We start from the raw sequence: 23,502 nt of genomic DNA, 5'->3' as shown, positions 1-23,502 counted from the left end.
CTGCTATACAACACAAAGTAAGCTGTTCGAGTACATATACTCGAACAAAAAATACCGTAGTTTCGGGGCTTATAGCCCCGTGACCACGAGTTTTAGTGAGGAGGAAATATAAATGAATAGGATTACTTCTTATGCTACATCTAGTTTTCCAATAACTAATTTTAATAATAAGATAAAACCGGTTAAGGAAAACAATTCAAACAACGGCTGTAACAATGAAAACGAAGTAGAAGTTCAAATAAGCGATGAAGCAAAAAAAATGTTTCAATCTCTAAAAGAACATGATTTTAGCAGTCCACTCAAGCTTAATGAAGAATTTTTTCGCAAGGACTACTATGAACAAAGGAAGTTAGATTTCGCTAAAAGTATCGCGGAACGACAAGACATTAACCCTTTGGAAAATGAGTTTCAAATTCTTGGTGTAAAATACATATTTAATGAAGGAACTCTTGAACAATTTCTTTCCGATAAACTGGAAGGCAAAGTGCAAAATGCTTCATTACTTGCAAGTGAAATTGCCGGACAAATTAGGGGCACTATTAATAATCCAAACGCTACTGTTGAAGAACGTGCCATTAATAGAGAAACTGCTATAAAACTTTCAGAGTATATTGCTCAAAACTATTTTGATAATGCTGATGAAGCCAATGCCTTTTTAACAGAAATTAATAAATATGCAGAAAATGATGTTTTACGTGAAAAAGGATATGTAGCTTTTGATAATTCAGACATGGAACCTTTTAAGTCTTATACCTTGCCAACTGCACCTGATGATTATTTTAGTGCAAGCGCATATGCTAAAAAATATGGGGATACTGATCTCAAGGATATATTTAATGACAGTTCTAAATTAAATGATTTCATTAAAACTATACAGAAAAACGGTGAAAAATGGAGAGCAGAGATAGTCAAAGAATTTGAAGAAAACGCACAAAATGTGCAAAATATTATAAATAAATTCAAAGATTCTTTGAGTCATGTTAGTTTGAATAGTAATTTCATTAATGATATGAATGATTCTCTAAATGGGTTAAATCAGCACAATGCTGCAAAATGGAGCAATAATATTTTAAACGTATTTTTTTAATCAGAATATGCACACTTGGGATGTGTCGATGCCACGCCGACCATTCCATTTGTAAAGAAAACGTTTAGCCGAAAGCAAAGGGACGGTAGAATGCGTGAAAATGGAAAATTGTTTTGATGCTAATTCACATTAAGCTTTAATAAATCTCATTATATGCAAAAATTTTGTTTGCAGAGATTAGAAGGATGTAAGAAACCCTCTAATCTCTTTATAATTTCCTTAAATCCTGAGAGTAACAGCCAGGACCGTCCCCATTGAATCGACCCTAACTCTTATAGAAGGATATGGACATGATTACCCATTAGACAATATCCATATACCTTATATCTACTTTTATTTTTATATTCTTTCAATGTCTGTATAAATTTTACATTATCTTCCTCATCTTCAAATATAATTTGCTTATTAATTCCCCGTAAAACTATATGATATATACCATTTTCACTTTTTTCTCTTGCTTTTCTTGGCATAAAAAATCACCTCCAAATATATGCTATCATAAATTTAGAGGTGATTTAACCAATAGAACCGTCCCCTTGATCTGACCCTTGGTCTGAGTCAATTTTATTTTGAAAAAAACATTCCCCTCAAAGATGCAAAGGTCCCGCCCACAGTTCCTGCTTGTATCTTTTTAAACCCATGAGATCTCAAGGCTTCTGATATGTTTTTTTCTGTGAGCAGTAAATCAAGGCCATCCAAATGGCTGGACAACCAGCCTAAAATTCTCTCTGGAGGAGATAAGTAATCTTCGCGGATCTGATGTGTTACTAAATATAAAAGTCCATCAGGGTTTAGGGCATTATATAATTTATTCATCAGGTATTCAAAGTGGTCTTTGGCAAAATCAAGAATCCCTGCTGCTATGATAAGATCATAGGAATCGCCAAAATCATCCCTATTAAAATCTCCTTCCAATACAGTGATATGTTCTGAGACTCCTTCCTTTATCACAAGTTCACGAGGAAGTCCAGCTACACTAGGATGCTCAAAGATGGTTCCTTGACAGCCCGGAAAAGCTCTGATGAGCTCAATGGCAAGAACTCCTGAGCCGCCGCCAAGGTCCAGTATGTTTTTAGGCGGCTTGTCGTTATATATACTCGTCGCAGCAGCGATGAAGGCTTGCACGCGTCCTGTGTACATTTCGGGTATGCTGATCCGCGCTGCTTCATAAAAGTCATACACTTCGACGCCGCTATTATTACGAATCACCTCCGCAATCGGTCCCATTTGAAGACGTTCATCAATGTCCTTCAGTGACATCATTTTTTCTCGAAAAATAAGACTTTCACCCAAATATACAAAGCTGTTGCGATTTAAAAACTCATTGCTTTGCGGAGTATTTCTGTAGGTATTTTGTTTCTTTTCAATAAATCCCAATGAGACCAACGCATTGAGTACCTGCGCCAGGCTCCGTGTATGAAGGCCGCTTTTTTCAGCAACTGCCTCTGGTGTTTCCCAGTTTTCAAGATAAGAAAACAGGTCAAAACGTAAGGCAGACAGAAGAATTTCTGCCACTCTTTTTTGGTGCAGAATATTATAATACAGACTTGAATTTCCTTTTGGACAATACACATTGTCACACCCTTTCTATTCAGTTAATGTATCTTAAATAAAATCATATTCCTGTAATTTTCATCAAATTTTATCCAGCAGTACAAATAAATCAATTTCCCTGCCATCAATAAAAACACGTTCCATGGAAGATTCCATCTTAAAATATTCTCTCACGTTTTCTTTTGAAAGAACATCACGAGGCCGTCCAACAAGGTATCGTTCACCTTTCAAAAGCAAAATATGGTCGGCAAATCGAATCGCATGATCAGGGTAATGCGTATTCATTACACAGGCAATGCCTTTCTCTTTTGCCAACCGCTTTATAATCTGCAGTATGGTGAATTGATTAGAAAAATCCAGATGGGATTCGGGTTCATCCAGTATTAAAAGGCACGGCTGACCAGCCAAAGCGCGGGCAATCAATACAAGTTGAAGCTGCCCTCCGCTTAACCGGCTCACAGATTTGTCCCGCAGATGCACAATCCCCACTTCCTCCAAAGCAGCATCCGCAATTTTATAGTCTTCCTTGCCGGGCGACACCAATAAAGACATATATTTCGCCCGACCAAACACCACCATGTCTCGCACAGAGTAGGAAAAGGAAAAACGATGTGCCTGGGGTACATAACCGATCTTTTTTCTCTCCATGCCGCTGTCTTGACCATCGATCAGGCTATGTCCCGACTGCCATTTGAGAATACCCATCAGACATTTAAGCAGTGTTGTTTTCCCAATCCCGTTAGGTCCCATGACGGCAAGGATTTCTCCTTCCTGCAAAGAGAAGTTTATGCCTTGCAGCACAGGATTTTCCTTTGTATAAGAATAACTACCGTTTTCAACTTGCAGCAGCATTATGCTTCTCCTTTCATTTGGCTGTAGATCAGTGCAAAGAAAGGCGCTCCGATCAAAGCCGTAAGAATACCAATCGGAATTTCAGCCGCAGTTAAATTCCGTGCAACACAATCCACTATCACCATAAAATTTGCACCCAGCAGGCAGGAGGCGGGAAGAAGGCCGCTGTGGTTTACTCCCACGATACGGCGGCAAATATGTGGAATAACCAGCCCCACCCAACCAATAATTCCTGAAACCGTCACACAGGCAGCAGTAATAACCGTGCTGAAAAGGATAACAGAAATACGTATCACCTGTGGGTTGATTCCCAAAGAGAACGCTTCCTCATCACCAAGAGAAAGAATATTAAGTCTCCATCTTAACAGTAGAAGTCCCACAATCCCTGCGAGAATGGGAAAAAGAATCAACGTTAAATCCTCAAATTTCGTGTTTGCAAAGCTCCCCATTAACCAAAAGGTAATGGCAGGAAGCTGGTCGTTTACATCTGCAACATATTTAATCAGCGAGGTTAAAGCTGAAAAAACTGACGTTACAATGATACCTGAGAGAATATAGGACATGGTTTGCGCCTGCCCTTTGACTCTCACCATTGAAAGCGTTAAAATTACACTAACCAATCCAAAAGAAAAAGACAACCCGGTGGTCAGATACCCAATTCCCGATGTGAGAAGGATGCCCAGTGCCGCGCCAAAACCAGCCCCAGAGCAGACCCCCAGTATATCAGGGCTAACAAGGGGATTCTGAAAAAGTCCCTGTAAGGATGCCCCCACTACGGAAAGTCCCGCACCTATAAGTGCAGCTATGAGAATTCTGGGAAGCCGGACCTGAAAGATGACGTGCTCCGCGATTTCAAGACCGGAATGAGGTATGCCAGAAAGTTTCGATTGAAATACCTGTAAAACTTCACCGGAATTCATACTATAGCGCCCCCACAAGAGAGACCCCAGCATCGAAAGGACCAGCAATCCTCCAAGCACAACCAGCTTTGACACAATAGATTTGGTTTTGGTTTTTTGAATTCTTTCGTTAATCATTGACCGTATTATTGCGGCTTGCGCGGGCTTAAAACAGTTGTAATCAGTTCATCGCCAAGCTCAATGCCATACATCCTTTCATAATATTTAGAAAACAGAGTTGAAAATTCCTTCACGCTTAAAAGCTCGGGATAGCTTCTGGAAATCAGCCATAAGGGCATAAGCGGCGAATCGGAGCAGGGTGATCCCCAGGAATAGATGGCCTGTGGTATGTCGATGATGGTCTTGTTTTTATATGCAGTGAGCATCGACCAATCCTGTCCCTTTACTTTGTTGGAGAGCATCATGGATGCAGGGCTTCCGATAAAGACATAAATATGATCCGGATCCCACTCATAAAGCTGTTCCATACTTACTTCAGCCTGTCCTTTCACATCTGCTGCCGCATTGATAAGGCCGCTCTTTTCAAACCATGTATCTGCATAGGTGTGGCTTCCATAAACGGCAATCGCACCTCCGGTATTACTGAAGAGGAACAGTGCACTTTTCTTTTCCCCTTTATATGTACTCAAAACTTCCTGTGCCTTTTGGTTCGAGTCTTTCCATTCCTGTTCTAGAGTAGTCGAGCCTTCCATGTCAAAGATACGGCGCATCAGATTGTCCCATGCAATCGTCACGGTTTGGGGATTGTTTTCACCTTCTATCATAAAATCAACCGTAGGAATCCCAAGGTTCTCAATCCCAGATTTTTGGAAGTCCCCGTAGTAAAACACGATGTCCGGGTTAAGTTTCAAAAGCTCCTCGGTATTTGATACAAAGCCTTCACTCACAAAAGCGGTCTCGGCACGGCTCCAGTTTGGAAACAGCTTGCCTACAATTTCATTGTTGGCACTAGTAAAAGCCCGCTCATTTGCCCCTACGATCATGTCTGTATCAGGAATAACTCCCAGCAGTATTGAAGCTGTAGGCGGAGCAATAACCACTACACGGCGTATTTCTTCTGCAGGCGGGAGTTTTACGGTATTTCCTCCTAAATCGGTAACGGTTCTTACCAGAGACCTACTTGTATCCTCAATATCTGACGCAGAAGAAGCGGGAACATTTCCACAACCGGCGAAGAACAATGCAAGTACGCTAGCTAGAATGATTATCCATAGGTTTTTCACGTTTATTCATTTCCTCCAATCGCTAAAAGTGATTTTCAATCAGACTGTTCGCGTGTTTCAGAAATTCCTGAATGATATGCAAATCAGCCTCATCCAAGCTTTCAAGATAAGCAAACAGCGGACGGTCAAATTCCTGATGGTATATGTGGTGCAGTTCATATACCTTTTTCCCTTTTTCTGTCAGGAAAAGACACAGGCGCTTCTTATCCTCACGATCCTCCTCCTTCAACAAAAATCCGCGTTTTTCCAGTTTTCGTACAGTCTTTGCCACAACTGCACGGGTAATATTGAAATTTCGCGCCATTTCAGAGATGAAGATCCCCGGATAGTCGCCCACCATTTTGAGCATGTGAATTTCACCCCGGTAAAAAGTCATATCTTCCGAACCGAAGTCCAACACATTGGTTTTTCCGTTTGCAATTCGCTCGGTCATCTTGATAAAGTCGTTAATAACCAAGTTTTTTAGGTCACTCATGTCACTCTCTCCTTCGTCTTATCCGTTGTATAGATTTTCTTTTTGCTCAACCATTTTTTCATCTTCTCTCAAAGTTAGCATCTTATAACTTATTGTATGTCAAGCATACAATAAAAATATTTGTATGTCAAGTATACAAATGAAAAAACAGCTCTCAAAAGCGATGAGCTGCTCAACTTATTTCCTCTACATTACTCCACTCCCAACAAATCCTTCCTTAGCTGCGTTAATATTTCACCTAGCCAGTTCTTCCCCTTCCACGTCTTCCGATCCAAGATTCTTGAATCCTCTTCTGCCAAGCCAACACCCCAGATACGGTCAGTAGGACTTGCTTCCACTAGTGTCGTTCCTTTCGTCTTCATAAGCAACTGTTTTAAATCTGTATTTTGTGTAAACTTAGCATAATTCCCATCATATACAACCTTCTTACAATTACTTTCCCATATTTTCTGATCAAAATGTCTTACTTTCCGTCCAAGTACCTTCTGTTGAATGGGCGATTTTACTTTTAGTATCTTCTGCGCTATTTCTTCATCTGCAAAAAGCTTTGCTTTCATGTACATCACAAATCACAGGGACAGTTCTTTTGATTAGGTTTTTAGAACAACTCCTCTGCTGACTCCTGTTAATCTTGATATTTGCTTTGTGGATAGTCCCTCTTCTTTTAATCGTTTCATATATTTGTTTCTCGTTTCTTGACTCATATTTTGAATCTCTAAACAGTTTTTCAAGCTACAAATCCTTTTAATTACTTCTATTGCTTTCTCATCTGTCAATCTCTTTTTTCCTTCAATGTCCAAGCATTTTATAGCACTTATTTCTTCATGGTGTATTTTAAATTTTTCTATCCCTTTTTCTCTATCTTCATTAAATATTTTCAATGCAAAATCTGCATCTACAATTTTTTCTTTATCCATAAATTCATTATAACTACTCCATTTATAATCTTTAACGTTCTTCGTCATCCCTGCTTTTAATGGGTTTTGGTGTATATATCTCAATACCGTTAAAAAGTAGCTTTCATTTTCAACTGGCTCACTTTTATATCTATCTTGAAACAAATGCCCGCATCTCTTATATTTCCAATTGTATCAATATACATAGCTTGATCCTATACGTCTCATAATTGTTTCTATTCCCTCTTCTAACTCTTGTAGAAGGATATGGACATGATTACCCATTAGACAATATTCATATATCTTGTATCCACTTTTATTTTTATATTCTTTCAATGTCTGTATAAATTTTACATTATCTTCCTCATCTTCAAATATAATTTGCTTATTAATTCCCCGTAAAACTATATGATAAATACCACTTTCACTTTTTTTCTTGCTTTTCTTGGCATAAAAAATCACCTCCAAATATATGCTATCATAAATTTAGAGGTGATTCAACCAATAGAACCGTCCCCTTGGTCTCACCGTATTATAAGCTCAGTATTTTTCTTGCTTCATCTGGAGTAGCTATCCCACGACCTACGGCTTTTGCAATTCCTACAACTCTTTCCATCAACATCTCATTGCTGGCTGGAACCCCTTTAGATATCTCTAGTACATCCTCTAGCCCTGTTCTTACATTCCCTCCCATAGCTATAGCCATTGTCAACAATGGAACATGCGCCTTGCCGATGGCAGTTACGGACCATGTAGAATCTTGAGGTAAGCTCTCCACCATATGAATTAGGTTTCTTGGAGTACCTGAAATAGAGCCAGGCACATTCATAACTAGATTAAAATGCAGGGACCCAGTTAAAATTCCCTTCTTCAATAAATATCTTGCGTTATCAATCATACCCATGTCAAAGGCTTCAATTTCTGGTTTTACACCATTTTGTTTCATGGTGTTAATTAAGTATTGAATAAGCTCTGGCGAATTGGCGTTAACCGAACCTGGGAAGTTAGAAGAACCAGTTGCTAAACTCGCCATTTCGATATTTAAGTCCAACATTTGACTTCTCCACTCTGACGTATTGCCGCCTCCCCTAGCTCCTGTAGACAGCTGTGTAATAATATCTAGCTTTTTGGCATGGATTTTATCTACAACCTCTTTAAAAAGTCCTCGTTCACTAGTAGGTTCACCATTTTCATCTCTAACATGTAGATGGGCAATAGCTGCTCCCAACTCTCTACATTTCGCAACCGTATCTACGATTTCATCAGACGTAACCGGCGTATTTGGATTTAATTCCTTTGTTGGAACATTTCCAGTAGGTGCTATCGTTATAATTAGTTTTTCCACGTATATTCCCCCCCTTGTTAAATGTAGTCCAAGCTATAGAACATCTTTTTATATCATTATCCAACCTTAGGCTTCTACATTTGCTCCCAAAACATCTTCACAGGTCTTTGCTATAGCTCTTTCTAACCCTGCCAATAGTTCATCCACTTCTTCTCTAGTAATGTTGATTGGTGGTGCCAATAGGGTATCATCTCCACGAACTCCATCTGCTGAACCGCCACCTGGATAAGGTACAATTCCTTCTGCTAAACAGTTAACCGTGAACTTACCCTTTACGTTTTCACTCACCTCAAAAGGTTCCTTGGTGCTTTGATCCTTAACAAACTCCAAGCCTGTCATTAATCCTTTTCCCCGAACATCTCCAATGATAGGATATTTATATAGCTCTCGAAGCTTCTCTATAAAATATCCTCCCTGTATCTTAGCATTTTCTAAATAATTTTCTCTTTCGATGATTTCCAATACTTTTAATGAAATCCCACATGATAATGGATTACTGGCATAGGTATGCCCATGAACAAAGTTGCCAGAGCCCTTAACCATAATGGTATCAAAGATCTCATCATTGCATATCGTTGCCCCCATTGGTGTATAGCCAGCACTCATTCCCTTGGCACAAGCAATAATATCAGGCACAGTAGTAAAGTGATCTACTGCAAATTTTTCTCCAGTTCTTCCAAACCCTGCCATTACCTCGTCTACGATTAACAATACATCATACTTATTACAGATTTCTCTAACCATCTCGAAATAAATCTTTTCAGGATGTACACCTGGTATAGCAGAACCTACAACTGGTTCTGTAATGAAGGCAGCAATGTTATCAGCGCCTTGTCTTAATATTTCAGTCTCTAAGGCTTCAGCTGCTTTTATGCTGGTTTCTTCTGCTGTTTCGCAGCCCCATGGATTTCTATAATGGTAGAACTGTGGGATTTTGGGGAAATTAGCCAGCATAGGATCGTAATACTTTCTACGCCCTGGATGACCCGTCATGGAAAGTGCCCCTAAGGTGTTGCCATGATAGGAATCCCATTTAGAGATTACCTTCCATTTAGAACTCTTTTTACCGTCTCTTTCTATAAAGTACTGTCTCGCCATCTTCATAGCTGTTTCTGTAGCTTCAGAACCTCCAGATACAAAATACACATGATTTAAATCTCCAGGTGCCCATTCACATACCTTAGCAGCACATTCTTCGATTACATCCACTGTCCATCTTGATAAATGTGTAAAGGCAACACGTTCAATCTGCTGCTTTGCAAATTCCGCAATCTCCTTGTTGCCATGTCCAATGTTGGCAACAGCTGAACCAGAGCAAGCGTCTAGATATCTTTTGCCGTCTTCTCCATAGAGGTACACCCCTTCTCCCTTTTGGATTTTAGGATAATGCCAATTTTGATTTCTGTAAAACACATGATTCTTAGGAGCCTTATTTGCACTCATGAAAAAACCTCCCCTTTGATTTTATTTTAATTAATAAAAAAACCCAATATAATAATGCCCACTTATCCCGCCAAATTTTATTGATTGGATGATAAATAGGTATAATTATACTGGGTTTTACTCACTTAACCATTATGGGTTACATAATCGTTGTAAGAAAAGCAGTATGCTTTATTTCTTTATTTGTTCTTGTTTCCATGTATTGTATCGTTCAATGCTACCTTTGATGGCTACACATACAGCTTTTTGCGCGTAACCATGATATCTGAGTTTAATGGTATTTGTTATATCGTCAATATCTTCCTCGTGCAGGTTTCGCCCAATTAGTATAGACCTCATAAAGTCCTTCGCCTCTTGGGTAAGTAATGTACAAGAGACATCAACGATTCTACCAGTTTTGGTATTAATAATTAAACCTATTCCTACTACCTTATGAAGGGCAGCTGCTGGAATCTCAGTTGGTAACTTGGCATAAGAGATAAAATAAACTGTATCTTCATCATAATGTTTCATAGAATCACCATGTAGATTATTTGTCTTCAATATCATTATATACTTTATAGCTGGCAATTACAACCAACATCTTTTTAATTAATTAGCATTCTCTTTAGGAGTTGGCTTTTCTCTCCTGTGGTTTTTTTACTAAACCAATTCTCAATGCTCCCCAGAATACTACAAAAGACACAGCTACTAAAATCAAGTAGGCCCCTATTCTATTGCTGCCAGAGATGGCAATAGCACTGGCTCCAAACAGCATACTAATGAAATATAGCACCAACACTGTTTGTTTTTGACTTAATCCTTGATCCAATAATCTATGATGCAAGTGCCCCTTGTCTGCTTCCATAATAGGCCTCCCATTTACAAGCCTTCTGATGATGGCAAAGGTGGTATCAAAAATAGGTACTCCAAGAGCTAATACTGGTATCGCTAATACTGGTATCGCTACAGCAATAGTAGCGGCACTTTTTATGAGCCCTTCTATCGATATAGTAGCCAATATAAAACCTACTAATAAAGACCCAGTATCCCCCATAAATATTCTTGCTGGATTAAAGTTGTATGGTAAGAAGCCTATTAAAGAACCTGCTAAAATAATGAGTATCATAGCTATCGCTGGACCATTTTCTTGCCCACTTAAATAAGCTACATAAGCTAAGGACAAGGCTGCTATAGAGGACACTCCTGCTGCCAAACCATCTAATCCATCTATGAGGTTTACTGCATTGGTAATCCCTACAATCCAAAAGATGGTTAAAGGTACACCTAACTTTCCTAATGGAAATGTTCCAGTAGTCTTATTAAGTATATTGGTAATAAACTCAACCTCAACACCGCTATAAACAACTATTGTAGCTGCTATAATCTGTCCTAACAATTTATACTTTGCAGATATTTGTTTAGAATCATCTATTACACCTATAAGTACAATGATGGTTGCACCTGCAAAAATACCAATCAATCCTTTGCTAATATCTAAAACATCACGGCTGACTACTGCCATAATCAAGGTAGCAACTATAAAAGCAATATATATAGCCAGTCCGCCTAACCTAGGTATTGGTACTTTATGTACTCTTCTGTTATCCTTAGGTACATCAATAGCCCCTATTTTATGCGCTATCCGTTTTGCATAGGGTGTCAGTATATAGGAAAGAGACATTGCTATAATAAATGCGAAAATATAATAATCCATCATTTCACTCCGTTCTTAAGCTACTTTTCATCCTCAGTATACTTTTCAACAATCATACCAGCTTCCTGCAGCATCTGCTCCGATAAGCGATCTGGATAATCGCCTTTATATATCAGCTTCTTTATACCAGCATTAATCATCATTTTGGTACAAATAATACAAGGCATATGCGTTACATAGATGATGCTGTCCTTGATCCCTACCCCATGAAGTGCTGCCTGAATAATAGCATTTTGTTCAGCATGCAGTCCTCTACACAGCTCATGTCTTTCTCCAGAGGGAACCTTTAATTCCTCCCTCAGACAACCAGCCTCTTCACAGTGGGTTATACCACTAGGTGCTCCATTATATCCACTAGCCAAAATCCGTTGGTTTTTCACAATAACAGCTCCTACCTGTCTACGCTTACAGGTAGATCGTTTTTTGGCCACTTCTGCCATTTCCATATAGTATTGATCCCAAGATGGGCGCATATTTGACAACCCCTTGTCCCTATCCTTTATCATTATCTCTATCATAACACAATTTTATTACCTCTGTTAGAATTGTAACAAAAATTTAATATTTATCATATACAATTCCATATTATAATACTTTTTTAGCCATAACACAAGTTAAATAGTGATTTGGCATTATATACATAATAGACGAAGGATACTTACAATTTGTTTCATTATTTTTCTAAAAATAAAGATTAAATAGTTTCAACAGGAATTGTAATATGTGGAAACTTAGCAGCTATGTAAGCCAAAAACTGTAAAGAAACCTTGTCCACTGTTCCAACCACCTTTATCGTAGGTATAGCCCCCTGAAGTTCAGCCTCCCGTAATAGAAATGTTGCTGCTTTAAAAATTCTTAGCTTCTCAATGTCTTGAGAATGATAGGTCAAGGGGAGCCTATTTATGCTTCTTTCTATTCCTGGAACCAGTTTGGCTAGTTCCCATAAAATGTCCTCTGGAAGCTGCTTTACCAATTGAGGATAGGTGTCCAATACCCCCTCTACAATTTCTCCCAACACAAAATAATTTATGTTTTTATGAAATCCTTCATCTTGTTTTAACGGAGTCCCTCTCTCTTGCCCATTTTTAATCCTATAATAAAACTCAGTCATTTTTTCCATAGGACTGATATTGAGTTCTGTCCTTAGGATCTCTGCACAACGTTCATATTGTTGTATTGCTTGAATTCTATCTCCATTTAACAAATAAAGCTCCATAAGCTGATGATGTAACTCCTCCTGCAATGGGTTAATATAAAGTAATTTCTGTAGACAGTTGACTCCTTTACTATATTGTCCCATGTTGGAAAACTGCCTAGATAAAAGAATGAGCCCATCAAAATACAGCTTTTGTACTCTTTCTCTTTCATAAATAATCCAATCATCTAATTCAGGATTTCCCCGCAAGGAAATATGCTGTAAAAATTCTCCTCCATAAAGCTCGAGAATCTCCTGATACTGCTGAAGGGTGGCCCCTTTCTCGTTAATCTTATTCACCGCCTCTTCTAGTAGACGGACATCACTTTGCCAAAACCCCCCCTCCACAAAATAACAGGTTTCTTTATCTGGAGAAAGAATAATTTCTTCCTCTACTCCCTCTTCTTTTAGCTCTTTTTTAATAGACCACAAGGTATATCGGAGATTATATTTGGAAGATTTTCGGGAGCTTTCATTCCAAAACATAGAAGCAATTCGATCCCGCGATACTTTTTCTCCACAATGGGCTGATAAATAAGCTAGAATTCCCACTGCTTTACTACTAATCCTGTTACTTATGTCCTTATCCTTCACCAGGATTCTAGGTTCCCCTAAAAAAAAGAACTTTAGCACTCGGCCTCACCTCCAGCCTGTATGCTCTCTGCTAAGTACAATACTTTACCAGATTTTATTGTCCCCAACACTTGAATATCCTTAATCTTACTAGCCTCTATCTCTAAAGGATTATCCTCTAATAAACATACGTCTGCCAAATATCCCTTTGCTATCTTCCCTTTTATTGTTTCCTTGCCAATTGCTATTGCTCCATTAATAGTAAAAAGTTTTAATGCATCATAAGCAGTAATTCTTTCTCTAGTAGTAGGATGGTTTACAGCACTATGGATTCCTAATAACGGTTTAATAGGTGTAACATCGCTATCAGATCCTCCTGCTATGATTCCTCCCTGGGCAAGAATTGTTGAGAAGGGATTGGTGCGTTTTCTCCTTGCTTCTCCTAATCGCACCTCATACATTTTTCCTTCTCCTCCCCACAAATATTCATAGGTAGGCTGCATCGATAAAATAACCCCTAGCTTTACTGCCATTTTGATTTGTTCTTGACTTGGTAACTCGAAATGCTCTATCCTCAATATACTTCTGCTGTTAGGATACTTTCTCTTAGCAGCTTCGTAAGCCTCTAGCACAAGGCCTATGGCTCGAGAACCTATGGCATGTAACGTCACATCTAAATCATTGGCAATGGCTTCTTGCGCAAGGCTTGTAATTTCCTCTCTGGTAAAAAATAATGTCCCTCTGTTGCTTTCATCGTCTGTATAAGGATGCTCTAAAGCTGCAGTGTGAGCACCAAAGGAACCATCCACAAAAATACATCCCCCAATTTTTTTAAGATTCATTGCCTTTACCTTAGAGACATCTATGGTCTGAAAAAACAACTCCACATCTATTGGAAATTTTTTTAGATTTTTATGAACATACATTGCATCTCTATCATGAAATAGAAAGCCTCCCTCCATGGCATTAATGGTGGTAACCCCTGCCTCTATTACCCGTTTGAAAATTTCTCTTACTCCCTTACCTCGAGTATCGTCGGAGGTAAGTCCTAGCAGCTTCTTTCTTGCTAAGAAGTTGGCCCTTCCTCGTAAAACCCCTGTCGGTACTCCATTTTCGTCTCTTTCTATTCCCGGAAGATTAAAGGGCAAATTCAATAGCCTAAAGCCAAGGGTATTGACAACACTAACATGGTATTCTATTGTTGAAATCCATACTAGCTTATCCTTCACCACTTGATCCAATTCCCAACGGGTAAGCATTCGCTTTTCTTTTAATTTGATTTCCTCCAGTCCTATGCAATGGATCATATTGCCCCATTCGGTTTTTTCCACCTTTGCCCTTTTAAGAGCCTCTAAAACGTCCTCAATGGAGCTGCAATTCCCTAGATCGTTACCCAAAGCATTAAATGCGGACTCCATCAAATGTACATGACTATCGATAAACCCAGGAATCAAGGTATATCCCTTTAAATCGATACTAGGGGTCTCTTGTAAATACTGTTTGTATCCTTCCCCTATGCCGATGTCTTCGATAAACCCTTTTTTTATATAAAGCCACTCTCCAAAGGGCATATCCTCTGAGAGGGTGATTAATTTTCCATTGTATAGTAACAGATTATTGTCATCCATAATTTTAGCCTCCTATAATTGAGAAAAACCCTTACTTAAGCAAGGGTTTATATTTCAACTTTTTCTCCAGCAACATAGGTTCCCAATATAGCAATATCCTTGATGGTAGTTGCCTCGGCAGTAAGAGGATTTTCCTCTAACACAACAAAGTCTGCAATCTTCCCTGGCTTAATGGAACCTCTTCTATCCTCTTGAAAGACAGCATAGGCCCCATGAAGTGTAAACATCTTTAAAGCTTCATAGGGTGAAACTCTGTTCTCTTCATTTTCATGGTTAACAGCCGACTGAATCCCCAACAAAGGATCGATCGCCGTAACGTCGCTATCGGAGCCTCCTATTGCAATGCCTCCATGTTTTACCACCATTCCTAAGGGAGTAGTTTTTCTGCCTCTTTCTTCTCCCAATCGATCTCTATACATACCACCTTCTCCACCCCAAAAGTATTCAAAGGCTGGCTGCATAGACACCACCAGCCCCATGGCTGATGCTTCTTTTATTTGTTTCTCTGTCGCTAACTCAAAATGTTCAATTCTATGCCGATGATCTTTCCTTGGAAAAACCTGTAGGCAGTACTTATAAACATCAATGATCTGCTGTATAGCCCGATCTCCTAAAGCATGAACCGTCACTTGTAGTCCTTTTCGATGAGCCTCCAGTACAAATTCCCTTAAAGCTTCCTCATCAAAATATAATACCCCATTAGTAGAAGGATCATCCCTATAGACTTCGGAAATAGCCGCAGTTCTAGATCCTATAGATCCATCAAGTATCACACATCCACCTATTCTTTTCAATCCCTTTTTTAGAACCTTTTCTACATCCGTCGTTTGATAGAAAACCTCCGCTTGAATTTTCAATTGATCCTTATACTCCAATAAGAAATCTGCATCCATATCGTGGAAGAGTTCTCCCCCCTCCAAAGCATTCACTAGAGTAACACCCTTTACTAAAGCCAATTTCTCCGCTTCCTTAGCAGCTTTTACCCTTTCCTCCATGGAGGTATTCTCCAAAGCATGTTTCCTTGATAGAGAGTTTGCTTTTTCTCTTAAAACCCCCGTTGGTTTCCCCTCCTGGTTCTTGACAATACCAGAGGTATCCTCCGGTAGGTTTAAATCTTTGAAAGCGGCAGAATTGACAACACTGGAATGAGAATCAATCCTACAGATCCATAAAGGTTGCTTCTCCACAATAGCATCCAATTCCTCCATGGTAGGATAACGTTTTTCTATTAAATTGCTTTCATCAAAACCAACTGCTCTGATGATCCCCTTTTCAGGTTTATCCGCCATTTTTATGGTGTTTAGCACCTCTTCAATCGTTTTACAATGATGCAGCTGTATCGCCAGAGCATTTAATCCCGTCTGTACAAAATGCACATGGCTATCAACAAAGGCTGGCACAATCGTTTTCCCTTTTAGGTCGTGTATAGCTCTATCTCCTTCTGTAGTCATCATCACTTCTTCTTTAGAGCCTACAGCTAGGAACTTTCCTTCCTTTACAGCAAAAGCCTCTGCATATTTACCCTCTTCTTCGCAGGTAATCACATTCCCATTTATATAGATGTCCACTCTCTCCATGTAGCACCATCCCTTTATTAAGGTTAAGATTAAAGCTTAGCACCTAATTTTACTTAGCCTCAACCTGTTATAGATATATCCCCCTAAATTTTAATATACTAAGGGCTACATTTGCAGTCCTTGGCTATGCTTTTCACTCGAGGGCCAAACCGTAAACCGTGTATATTAAAATTTAATTATATAGGCGTATAGTTTACACTAGTATCTCTACTAAATAATGATATATGATTTCAGCTGTTTTTACAACTGAATCTATCTCCACATACTCATCTGCACTATGATAATTTTCACCGATTGGACCAAAAACATAGGTAGGCAGCTTTGCTCGGTCTCCGAGAGAGTTAAAATCTCCTATACTTGGAAAATAAGCAATCGCTGGATCCTTTCCAGTTACATCCTCTATACTTCTTTTCATTGCCTTTGTATAGGGGTTCGTCTCAGAAACAATGTAGGGATTGAAGCCTCCTGATTGTGGATGAGGTGCTTCTCTAAATTGCATCGTAGCAGTAGACTTTATATCAGCTCTTCGGATGGCTTCCTCTACCTCTCTTCGCAGATAACTGAGATCCTCACCTCTAACGGTGTGTCTAAATATAGTAAAGGATGCAGTATCCGCTACGCTACAGGCGGCACCGCCTCCCTTAAAATCGATAACCGCAATAGACCCTGTTCCCAGCTTTGAATCTTGATATAAAGGAGCTTTTTTTAGCTCCAGCAGTACCTTTGCAGCATCTTCTATGGCATCAATCCCCTTTTCAGGACTAGCAGCATGGGCACTTCTTCCTTTAAAGGAAACAGTATAATTCCATCCTCCTCTAGCCCCTAAACATAAGCAAGGAAAGTCCTCCTCTGAAAACCCACTGCTGGGTTCTGTAACTATAGCTACATCTACATAATCAGTATAACCATCTAATATTAGAGCATCCGTTCCTAGTCCGTAGGGTCCCTCTTCATCAGAAACAAAGGTGTATAACACTTCTCCATTGAAATCCTTTACAGTATTATGAAAGGCTTCCACCGCCAGCATCATAGCAGCGCATCCTGCCTTCATATCCAATGCACCTACGCCATACAGCTTATCTCCCTCTATTTTCGCTCCTAATGGATCCTTTGTCCAACCTTCACAAATCTGCACTGTATCTAAATGACCGTTCAATAATACGATGGGTCCCTCATCCTTACCCGTCAATCGACCGATTACATTGGTTCCTCTGAAATTGGTTACCTTCTTTTCATGATAACGATGATAGTTCGCATCCATTCCCCTTTCTTTAAACCAATTATGGGTATACTGCATAATTTCATCCTCTTGAAAATAAGGACTGTAGATCTTTACTAAGTCTGACAATAAGCTTACCACCTTATCCCTGTTGATGTGTTGATTTAAGTCCTTGATAGCCTCCACAAAATCCCTCCTTAGCACAAATATGATCTCTTAGACATATCAATAGAATGCCTTCCCATATAAAAAATAGGAAGGCATATATAATTTCTATTCTAGCTCTTATTACAGCTAAGCTTTCACTTCTTCTTTTGGGTCATTATAGGTTTTCACACTCTTAATTTCTCCTTCTTTAAATATAGCAATGCCAAGGAAGGCATAAGCAACAGCAACAATTGGTGTTACGAAGGATAGAAAAACATAAGGGAAATACTGCATTGTAGGAACGCCTAGTGCCCCTGTAAAGAATACCCCGCAAAGCCCCCATGGTACCAATGGTGATGTTACTGTACCAGCATCTTCAGCAGTTCTAGAATTTACCTGTGGTAAAATTCTTAGTTTTTTATAGGCTGGAACAAACATACGACTAGGAATCAAAATTGCCATATATTGGCTGGCAGAGAAAAGGTTAACCGCTATAGCAGATACAACGTGAGTTGTGATTAGCCCTTTGGCTGTACTTACGATGCCTGAGATTTTTTCTAACAATACTTCTAACATTCTTGTTTTCTCTAAAATCCCACCCATACTCAAGGCAATAAAACCTAAAGAAATGGTCCACATCATACTTTGCAAGCCACCTCGGCTTAATAACGCATCTACCTCTGCAACACCAGTAGTAGAGACGAAACCATCATTCATAAAGCTAGCCATTTCACCAACACTGAAGCCTTGGAAAGCAATAGCAAATAATGCCCCTAAAAGAGAAGCAATAATCATAACCGCTAAACCGGATACCCGCTTTACTGCTAATATAACTACGACGATTGGTGGTATTAGCGTAATAGGGCTAATAAAATAGTTTTCTCTTAACCCATTTAAAATGGTATCAATTTGTACTGTATCCAGTTGCCCACCAGCAAAACGCATTCCAAGAATAGCATAAATTACTAAAGAAACCAACATGGCAGGACCAGTTGTATAGAACATGCTTTTAATATGATCGAACAAGTCCGCTTCCGCAACACCGGCAGCTAGGTTTGTTGAATCAGATAGTGGTGACATTTTATCACCAAAAATAGAACCCGAAATAACCGCACCAGCTGTCATAGCGGCTGGAATCCCTAATCCACTACCAATTCCCATAAAGGCTACCCCAAAGGTTGCCCCTGTAGTCCACGAGCTTCCAGTAGCTACAGAAGCTACAGAACACACAATAGCAACGGTAAGTAGAAACACTGATGGTGAAATAAAGCTAAGCCCATAATAAATTAATGTAGGTATCGTTCCAGCTGGAATCCAAGAAGCAACCAAGACCCCTACCAGCATTAATATCAACATAGGCAGCATAGCTATCTCACAGCCATATAACACTCCCTTTTGCACCTCGTCATAGGTAAAGCCTGATATCATAGCCACGACGGCCGCAACGGCCGCAACAAGGATTAAAGTGATGTGAGTAACCCAATCCTGTCCAATAATAAAAATCTGTGCAAACATTGCAAAACATAGGAATAAAATAACAAAAATAGCTGCACCGAAACTCGGTCGTTTTTCCGTACTCATACAATCCTTCCCCCTTTTAACATAATATTTAGTCGCTTACTTACCTCAGAATCAATAGCAGAAATTATAACTTATATATAAGCTAAAAGTAGTTTATAATTCTCTATTGATTTTTTAAAAATTATAATACTATAATACAATGTATAATTATGTCAAATCTTCTAACACCTCCCCTAGTTTCTTCTCTTAACATATACAATACTATTATTTGAGCATCAGCTCAGCACGTCATGTAGGAAAATTTATATGTTGTTTATATTACCATATCACCCTTCTGTTTATTCAATTGTTTTATTTAACGTTTTAATATGTGTTATTATTAGAAAATTCTAATAATACGTTAATAATTATTTGCAACATTGTATAAACATGAAGCGAGACTTTGTCCTATCTAAATTATTTGAATAATTATCATTTAATTCTATATACTAAGAAAAGCTTTTAATTCCAATGGATGATCCATCTATTAAACAAAACAGCAATAGAGCAATTTCGCCAGTTGTTATATTGACATTTGCATTTCAGTATAATACAATTTCTGTAATCAACAGGAAATTATGAACATTTAATGACCATAGACAGCTTCATAATTTCTGCTATTCATTTCAGGAAAGTCATCCTTTAAATTCTGCAAAGGAAAACTTTTTTCTAAATATGAATGCAAACTATAATTTTCCAACAATTAAAGCTGATTTATGGAGGTTAACAGTGGATAAATATATTATAAAAAAAATATTAAGTAATAATGTAATACTCGTAGAAAAGAACCAAAAAAATTATGTTTTTGTTGGGAAAGGTATAGGCTTTGGGAAGAAAAAAGGAGATCTTTTAGAGGAACTAAAGGAGATAGAACAAAAGTTTATTTCATTGGAAGGATTAAATCATCATGAATATGAAAGTTTCTTTGAAACAGTAGATCCCAAAATTATTGAATTATGTAAAAAGATTAATGAAATGGTTACTCGTGAATTAGATGAAGATATGAGTTCAAAAATGAATATCGGATTAATTGATCACGTAAATTTTGCCATAAAAAGATTAAAAGAAGGCATCGAAATCGTTAATCCCTTCCTATATGAGACAAAGCTACTGTATCCTGTTGAATTTAAACTGGCCGAAAAAGCTGTAGCCATACTAATGGAAAACTTGAAGATGGAGATTCCTGATACTGAAATTGGTTTCTTGGCCCTGCACTTTTATGGTGGCAGAGGAAATAACGACAAAATAAAGGCACTAAAACATTCAATGACGATAAGCAAAGTTCATAGCTATATTGAAAAGAAATTAGCTGTTAACTTTGATAGAGATTCCTTTGATTATAAAAGACTAATCATGCATTTAAGAGGAGTCATTAGTCGCGTTGAAAAAAATCAGTATATCAAAAGTACTTTTGTATCTAAATTGAAGAATGAACTTGCAGTGGAATTTAAAGTGGCATACGATATATCAAAAATAATGGAAAGAACATTAGAGCTTTCTATACCAGAAAATGAAGTAAGCTACATTGCTCTACATGTACACAAATTAATAAATAAAAAGAATAGAACTGATTGTTTAGAGAATTAATTTTGTCGGTTTTAAAATAAAAATGTTGAAAAGGAAAACGTTCTATGTTAATATATTTTTAAATAATTAAATAATACAACATGATTTTACGTGTTACTGATACGATCAGGCATGAGTAAAAGATTTGTTGAGATAGCTACATGACTATTTCAGCGCTCTTTTATTCATGCTTTTTTTACGTAAAATCCTCAAAAGACTAAGAAAGGAGAACGACAACTATGTTTAAAAAAATATTTGGTGTTTTACAACAAGTAGGAAAAGCACTAATGTTGCCAGTGGCAATACTACCTGCTGCTGGACTGTTGCTGGCCTTCGGCAACGCATTTCAAAACCCACAATTATTAGAAAGAATGCCCTATTTAGATACCGCTTGGTTTCAGATGATGGCCAGGGTGATGGAACAATCTGGAGGAATTATTTTTACCAATCTTCCGTTATTGTTTGCTGTTGGAGTAGCAATAGGATTAGCCGGTGGTGAGGGTGTAGCAGGTCTGGCCGCCATTGTTGGATACTTGGTAATGAATGTTACCATGGGGAGCATTGCAAATGTTACTCCTGAATTAATAAGTGAAAATCCTGCCTATACCAGTGCCTTAGGCATTCCTACCCTTCAAACCGGGGTTTTTGGTGGTATAATTATAGGAATCTTGGCTTCTTACCTATATAAGAAGTACTATGATATTGAACTTCCTCAGTATTTAGGATTCTTCGCTGGTAAGCGATTCGTCCCCATTATCACAGCAGTTTCTGCTCTTATACTAGGAATTGCCATGACCTTTGTGTGGCCAACAATCCAAAGTGGATTAAATGCATTCTCTCATAGTATGATCGACTCAAACAGAACCTTAGCTGCCTTTATATTTGGTATAATTGAAAGAGCCTTAATTCCCTTTGGTTTGCATCATATTTTCTACAATCCCTTCTGGTTTGAATTTGGCGAGTATGTAAACAAAGCAGGAGAGTTGGTTCGTGGTGACCAAAGAATTTTCTTTGAACAGTTAAAGGACAATGTCCCCTTTACAGCTGGTACATTTATGACTGGTAAGTTCCCATTTATGATGTTCGGCTTACCTGCTGCCGCCTTGGCAATGTATCACGAAGCTCGAAAAGATAAGAAAAAGTATATTGCAGGGATCATGATGTCTGCGGCATTGACATCCTTTTTAACAGGGATTACAGAACCCATTGAATTTACCTTCTTATTCATCGCACCGTTACTATTTGCCTTACATGCCTTATTTGCAGGACTGTCATTTATGACCATGCACATTTTAAATATCAAGATTGGTATGACCTTCTCTGGTGGAGTGATTGACTATTTATTGTTTGGAGTATTACCAAACCGTACAGCTTGGTGGCTAGTAATACCTATAGGATTAATGTTTTCAGTGATCTATTACTTTGGCTTCCGTTATGCAATCAGAAAATGGAATATTAAAACACCTGGTCGTGAAGACAATGAAGAGGAAGTTGATACCACGGGAACTGCAGGAGACTTGGCAATTAACGTGTTACAAGCATTAGGCGGAAAAGAAAATATAAGAAATTTAGATGCATGTATTACCCGTCTTCGTGTCAGTGTAAAAAGCAATAAAAAAGTTGATAAAGCAAAGCTTAAGAGTTTGGGTGCATCTGGAGTGCTGGAGGTTGGAGACAATGTTCAAGCTATTTTTGGTCCAAAGTCTGATCAACTAAAGACACAAATTCAGAAGGTAATGAAAGGTGAGGTAGCATCTGCAGTAATTATTGATGCACCAAATAAAAATAAAGCAGGAAAAGATCATTTTGTTATGCCCTTGAATGGAAGACTCTTGGAGCTGAAGGATGTAGCAGACGAGGTTTTTGCGGCAAAAATGATGGGGGAAGGATTTGCTATCGAACCAATTAACGGAGAGGTTGTTTCTCCTGTAGACGGAAAGGTGGCAACCTTATTTCCGACGAAGCATGCTATAGGTATTGTGTCAGATAATGGACTTGAAGTTTTAATTCATTTTGGCATTGATACCGTCAATCTAAAGGGTGCAGGCTTTGAAACCTTTGTAGAACAAGGAGATACAGTAAAAGCAGGGCAGCTATTACTTCGTGTCAACTTAGATGAAGTAAAGAGTCAAGCCAAATCCCTTATAACACCAATTATCTTTACCAACCTTGCAGAGGATCAAGTTTTATCTTTTAAGACAGGAATTCAGGTGAAATCTGGAGAAGAAAGTGTATTAATAATTAATAAATAGCAAATTAAATCTAAGGAGGAAATTAAAATGGAAAGAAAAGTAATGATACAAAATGAGACAGGATTACACGCTAGGCCAGCATCTTCATTTGTAAAAGTTGCATCACAATTTACTTCAGATATTAACATAGAATTTAATGGTAAACTAATCAATGGAAAATCTATTCTAAATATCTTAAGTGCTGGTTTGCAAAAAGGTGCTGAAATTAAAATTATTGCTACAGGAGCCGATGAGAAAGAAGCAGTTGAAGCTTTAGAAAATCTTATTAATTCAAAATTCAACGAATAGTAGGAG

At 38.3% G+C, this 23,502-nt stretch carries 23 protein-coding genes; 4 read left to right on the top strand and 19 right to left on the bottom strand.

What is annotated here, in order from left to right; all coding sequences use genetic code 11:
* The first annotated feature begins 112 nt into the window (after positions 1-112).
* Complete coding sequence (locus tag CHB72_RS15250; protein WP_176431402.1) at positions 113-1,087, top strand: hypothetical protein; 975 nt, start codon at positions 113-115, stop codon at positions 1,085-1,087.
* A gap of 272 nt (positions 1,088-1,359) precedes the next feature.
* Here the strand turns inward: CHB72_RS15250 and CHB72_RS15245 are convergent, their stop codons facing one another.
* The 19 genes from CHB72_RS15245 to nhaC form a co-directional block, all read right to left on the bottom strand.
* Positions 1,360-1,557: a transposase gene (locus CHB72_RS15245; protein ID WP_089283748.1), complete on the bottom strand. Its 198-nt coding sequence runs from the start codon at positions 1,555-1,557 to the stop codon at positions 1,360-1,362.
* Between the two features lie 94 nt (positions 1,558-1,651).
* Positions 1,652-2,659 carry a methyltransferase gene (locus CHB72_RS15240; RefSeq protein ID WP_089283747.1) on the bottom strand — a complete coding sequence of 336 codons (1,008 nt, stop codon included), beginning with the start codon at positions 2,657-2,659 and terminating at the stop codon, positions 1,652-1,654.
* A gap of 63 nt (positions 2,660-2,722) precedes the next feature.
* On the bottom strand, positions 2,723-3,493 hold the full coding sequence (locus CHB72_RS15235; protein ID WP_089283746.1) for an ABC transporter ATP-binding protein: 771 nt from the start codon (positions 3,491-3,493) through the stop codon (positions 2,723-2,725).
* On the bottom strand, positions 3,493-4,530 hold the full coding sequence (locus CHB72_RS15230) for a FecCD family ABC transporter permease (protein ID WP_089283745.1): 1,038 nt from the start codon (positions 4,528-4,530) through the stop codon (positions 3,493-3,495). The genes CHB72_RS15235 and CHB72_RS15230 overlap by 1 nt, the downstream gene beginning before the upstream one ends.
* Before the next feature lie 8 nt (positions 4,531-4,538).
* On the bottom strand, positions 4,539-5,636 hold the full coding sequence (locus CHB72_RS15225) for an ABC transporter substrate-binding protein (RefSeq protein WP_089283744.1): 1,098 nt from the start codon (positions 5,634-5,636) through the stop codon (positions 4,539-4,541).
* A gap of 22 nt (positions 5,637-5,658) precedes the next feature.
* Positions 5,659-6,111: a MarR family winged helix-turn-helix transcriptional regulator gene (locus CHB72_RS15220; RefSeq protein WP_089283743.1), complete on the bottom strand. Its 453-nt coding sequence runs from the start codon at positions 6,109-6,111 to the stop codon at positions 5,659-5,661.
* Between the two features lie 191 nt (positions 6,112-6,302).
* Positions 6,303-6,668: an NADAR family protein gene (locus CHB72_RS15215; protein WP_242975149.1), complete on the bottom strand. Its 366-nt coding sequence runs from the start codon at positions 6,666-6,668 to the stop codon at positions 6,303-6,305.
* Between the two features lie 33 nt (positions 6,669-6,701).
* Positions 6,702-7,172 (bottom strand): hypothetical protein, encoded by a 471-nt coding sequence (locus tag CHB72_RS27975; RefSeq protein WP_330397050.1) that lies wholly within the window; start codon positions 7,170-7,172, stop codon positions 6,702-6,704.
* Positions 7,173-7,202: 30 nt separating this feature from the next.
* Positions 7,203-7,469, bottom strand: a complete 267-nt coding sequence (locus CHB72_RS27970) for a transposase (RefSeq protein WP_330397051.1) — start codon at positions 7,467-7,469, stop codon at positions 7,203-7,205.
* 70 nt (positions 7,470-7,539) lie between these two features.
* Complete coding sequence (locus CHB72_RS15205) at positions 7,540-8,352, bottom strand: BKACE family enzyme (RefSeq protein WP_089283741.1); 813 nt, start codon at positions 8,350-8,352, stop codon at positions 7,540-7,542.
* 66 nt (positions 8,353-8,418) lie between these two features.
* Positions 8,419-9,795 (bottom strand): aspartate aminotransferase family protein, encoded by a 1,377-nt coding sequence (locus CHB72_RS15200; RefSeq protein WP_089283740.1) that lies wholly within the window; start codon positions 9,793-9,795, stop codon positions 8,419-8,421.
* A 171-nt stretch (positions 9,796-9,966) separates the two neighbouring features.
* Positions 9,967-10,308: a DUF3870 domain-containing protein gene (locus CHB72_RS15195; protein ID WP_207652577.1), complete on the bottom strand. Its 342-nt coding sequence runs from the start codon at positions 10,306-10,308 to the stop codon at positions 9,967-9,969.
* A 94-nt stretch (positions 10,309-10,402) separates the two neighbouring features.
* Complete coding sequence (locus tag CHB72_RS15190; RefSeq protein ID WP_089283738.1) at positions 10,403-11,491, bottom strand: glycosyltransferase family 4 protein; 1,089 nt, start codon at positions 11,489-11,491, stop codon at positions 10,403-10,405.
* 20 nt (positions 11,492-11,511) lie between these two features.
* Positions 11,512-11,964, bottom strand: a complete 453-nt coding sequence (locus CHB72_RS15185) for a deoxycytidylate deaminase (protein ID WP_089283737.1) — start codon at positions 11,962-11,964, stop codon at positions 11,512-11,514.
* A 221-nt stretch (positions 11,965-12,185) separates the two neighbouring features.
* Positions 12,186-13,319 carry an AfsR/SARP family transcriptional regulator gene (locus CHB72_RS15180; RefSeq protein WP_089283736.1) on the bottom strand — a complete coding sequence of 378 codons (1,134 nt, stop codon included), beginning with the start codon at positions 13,317-13,319 and terminating at the stop codon, positions 12,186-12,188.
* The gene (locus CHB72_RS15175) at positions 13,313-14,887 is read right to left on the bottom strand and encodes an amidohydrolase (protein ID WP_089283735.1); all 1,575 of its coding nucleotides are present in this window, start codon (positions 14,885-14,887) and stop codon (positions 13,313-13,315) included. Before CHB72_RS15175 ends, CHB72_RS15180 begins: the two co-directional genes overlap by 7 nt.
* A 47-nt stretch (positions 14,888-14,934) precedes the next feature.
* Positions 14,935-16,464 carry an amidohydrolase gene (locus tag CHB72_RS15170; protein ID WP_089283734.1) on the bottom strand — a complete coding sequence of 510 codons (1,530 nt, stop codon included), beginning with the start codon at positions 16,462-16,464 and terminating at the stop codon, positions 14,935-14,937.
* 193 nt (positions 16,465-16,657) lie between these two features.
* Complete coding sequence (locus CHB72_RS15165) at positions 16,658-17,869, bottom strand: M20 family metallopeptidase (protein WP_207652576.1); 1,212 nt, start codon at positions 17,867-17,869, stop codon at positions 16,658-16,660.
* Positions 17,870-17,977: 108 nt separating this feature from the next.
* Positions 17,978-19,411, bottom strand: a complete 1,434-nt coding sequence (gene nhaC / locus CHB72_RS15160) for a Na+/H+ antiporter NhaC (RefSeq protein ID WP_089283733.1) — start codon at positions 19,409-19,411, stop codon at positions 17,978-17,980.
* A 708-nt stretch (positions 19,412-20,119) separates the two neighbouring features.
* Between nhaC and CHB72_RS15155 the strand changes: the two genes are divergently transcribed.
* The 3 genes from CHB72_RS15155 (at position 20,120) to CHB72_RS15145 (ending at position 23,496) form a co-directional block, all read left to right on the top strand.
* Positions 20,120-20,977, top strand: coding sequence for a BglG family transcription antiterminator (locus CHB72_RS15155; protein WP_242975148.1), 858 nt, complete (start codon positions 20,120-20,122; stop codon positions 20,975-20,977).
* 218 nt (positions 20,978-21,195) lie between these two features.
* Positions 21,196-23,208: a glucose-specific PTS transporter subunit IIBC gene (ptsG, locus tag CHB72_RS15150; RefSeq protein ID WP_089283731.1), complete on the top strand. Its 2,013-nt coding sequence runs from the start codon at positions 21,196-21,198 to the stop codon at positions 23,206-23,208.
* 27 nt (positions 23,209-23,235) lie between these two features.
* On the top strand, positions 23,236-23,496 hold the full coding sequence (locus CHB72_RS15145) for an HPr family phosphocarrier protein (RefSeq protein ID WP_089283730.1): 261 nt from the start codon (positions 23,236-23,238) through the stop codon (positions 23,494-23,496).
* Positions 23,497-23,502: the final 6 nt, after the last annotated feature.

The sequence above is a fragment of the Anaerovirgula multivorans genome, from assembly GCF_900188145.1.
Classification (GTDB): domain Bacteria; phylum Bacillota; class Clostridia; order Peptostreptococcales; family Natronincolaceae; genus Anaerovirgula; species Anaerovirgula multivorans.
The sequence above is the reverse complement of the archived record's forward strand: the minus strand, read 5'-3'. Positions and strand labels throughout refer to the sequence as shown.

Bases quoted from the DNA above. Each gene is read 5' to 3' on its own strand.
- CHB72_RS15220 (WP_089283743.1), bottom strand. From the start codon at position 6,111: ATGAGTGACCTAAAAAACTTGGTTATTAACGACTTTATCAAGATGACC.
- ptsG (WP_089283731.1), top strand. From the start codon at position 21,196: ATGTTTAAAAAAATATTTGGTGTTTTACAACAAGTAGGAAAAGCACTA.
- CHB72_RS15190 (WP_089283738.1), bottom strand. From the start codon at position 11,491: ATGGATTATTATATTTTCGCATTTATTATAGCAATGTCTCTTTCCTAT.
- CHB72_RS15175 (WP_089283735.1), bottom strand. From the start codon at position 14,887: ATGGATGACAATAATCTGTTACTATACAATGGAAAATTAATCACCCTC.
- CHB72_RS15235 (WP_089283746.1), bottom strand. From the start codon at position 3,493: ATGCTGCTGCAAGTTGAAAACGGTAGTTATTCTTATACAAAGGAAAAT.
- CHB72_RS15145 (WP_089283730.1), top strand. From the start codon at position 23,236: ATGGAAAGAAAAGTAATGATACAAAATGAGACAGGATTACACGCTAGG.
- CHB72_RS15185 (WP_089283737.1), bottom strand. From the start codon at position 11,964: ATGCGCCCATCTTGGGATCAATACTATATGGAAATGGCAGAAGTGGCC.
- CHB72_RS15200 (WP_089283740.1), bottom strand. From the start codon at position 9,795: ATGAGTGCAAATAAGGCTCCTAAGAATCATGTGTTTTACAGAAATCAA.
- CHB72_RS15230 (WP_089283745.1), bottom strand. From the start codon at position 4,530: ATGATTAACGAAAGAATTCAAAAAACCAAAACCAAATCTATTGTGTCA.
- CHB72_RS15195 (WP_207652577.1), bottom strand. From the start codon at position 10,308: ATGAAACATTATGATGAAGATACAGTTTATTTTATCTCTTATGCCAAG.
- CHB72_RS15215 (WP_242975149.1), bottom strand. From the start codon at position 6,668: ATGAAAGCAAAGCTTTTTGCAGATGAAGAAATAGCGCAGAAGATACTA.
- CHB72_RS15170 (WP_089283734.1), bottom strand. From the start codon at position 16,464: ATGGAGAGAGTGGACATCTATATAAATGGGAATGTGATTACCTGCGAA.
- CHB72_RS15250 (WP_176431402.1), top strand. From the start codon at position 113: ATGAATAGGATTACTTCTTATGCTACATCTAGTTTTCCAATAACTAAT.
- nhaC (WP_089283733.1), bottom strand. From the start codon at position 19,411: ATGAGTACGGAAAAACGACCGAGTTTCGGTGCAGCTATTTTTGTTATT.
- CHB72_RS15245 (WP_089283748.1), bottom strand. From the start codon at position 1,557: ATGCCAAGAAAAGCAAGAGAAAAAAGTGAAAATGGTATATATCATATA.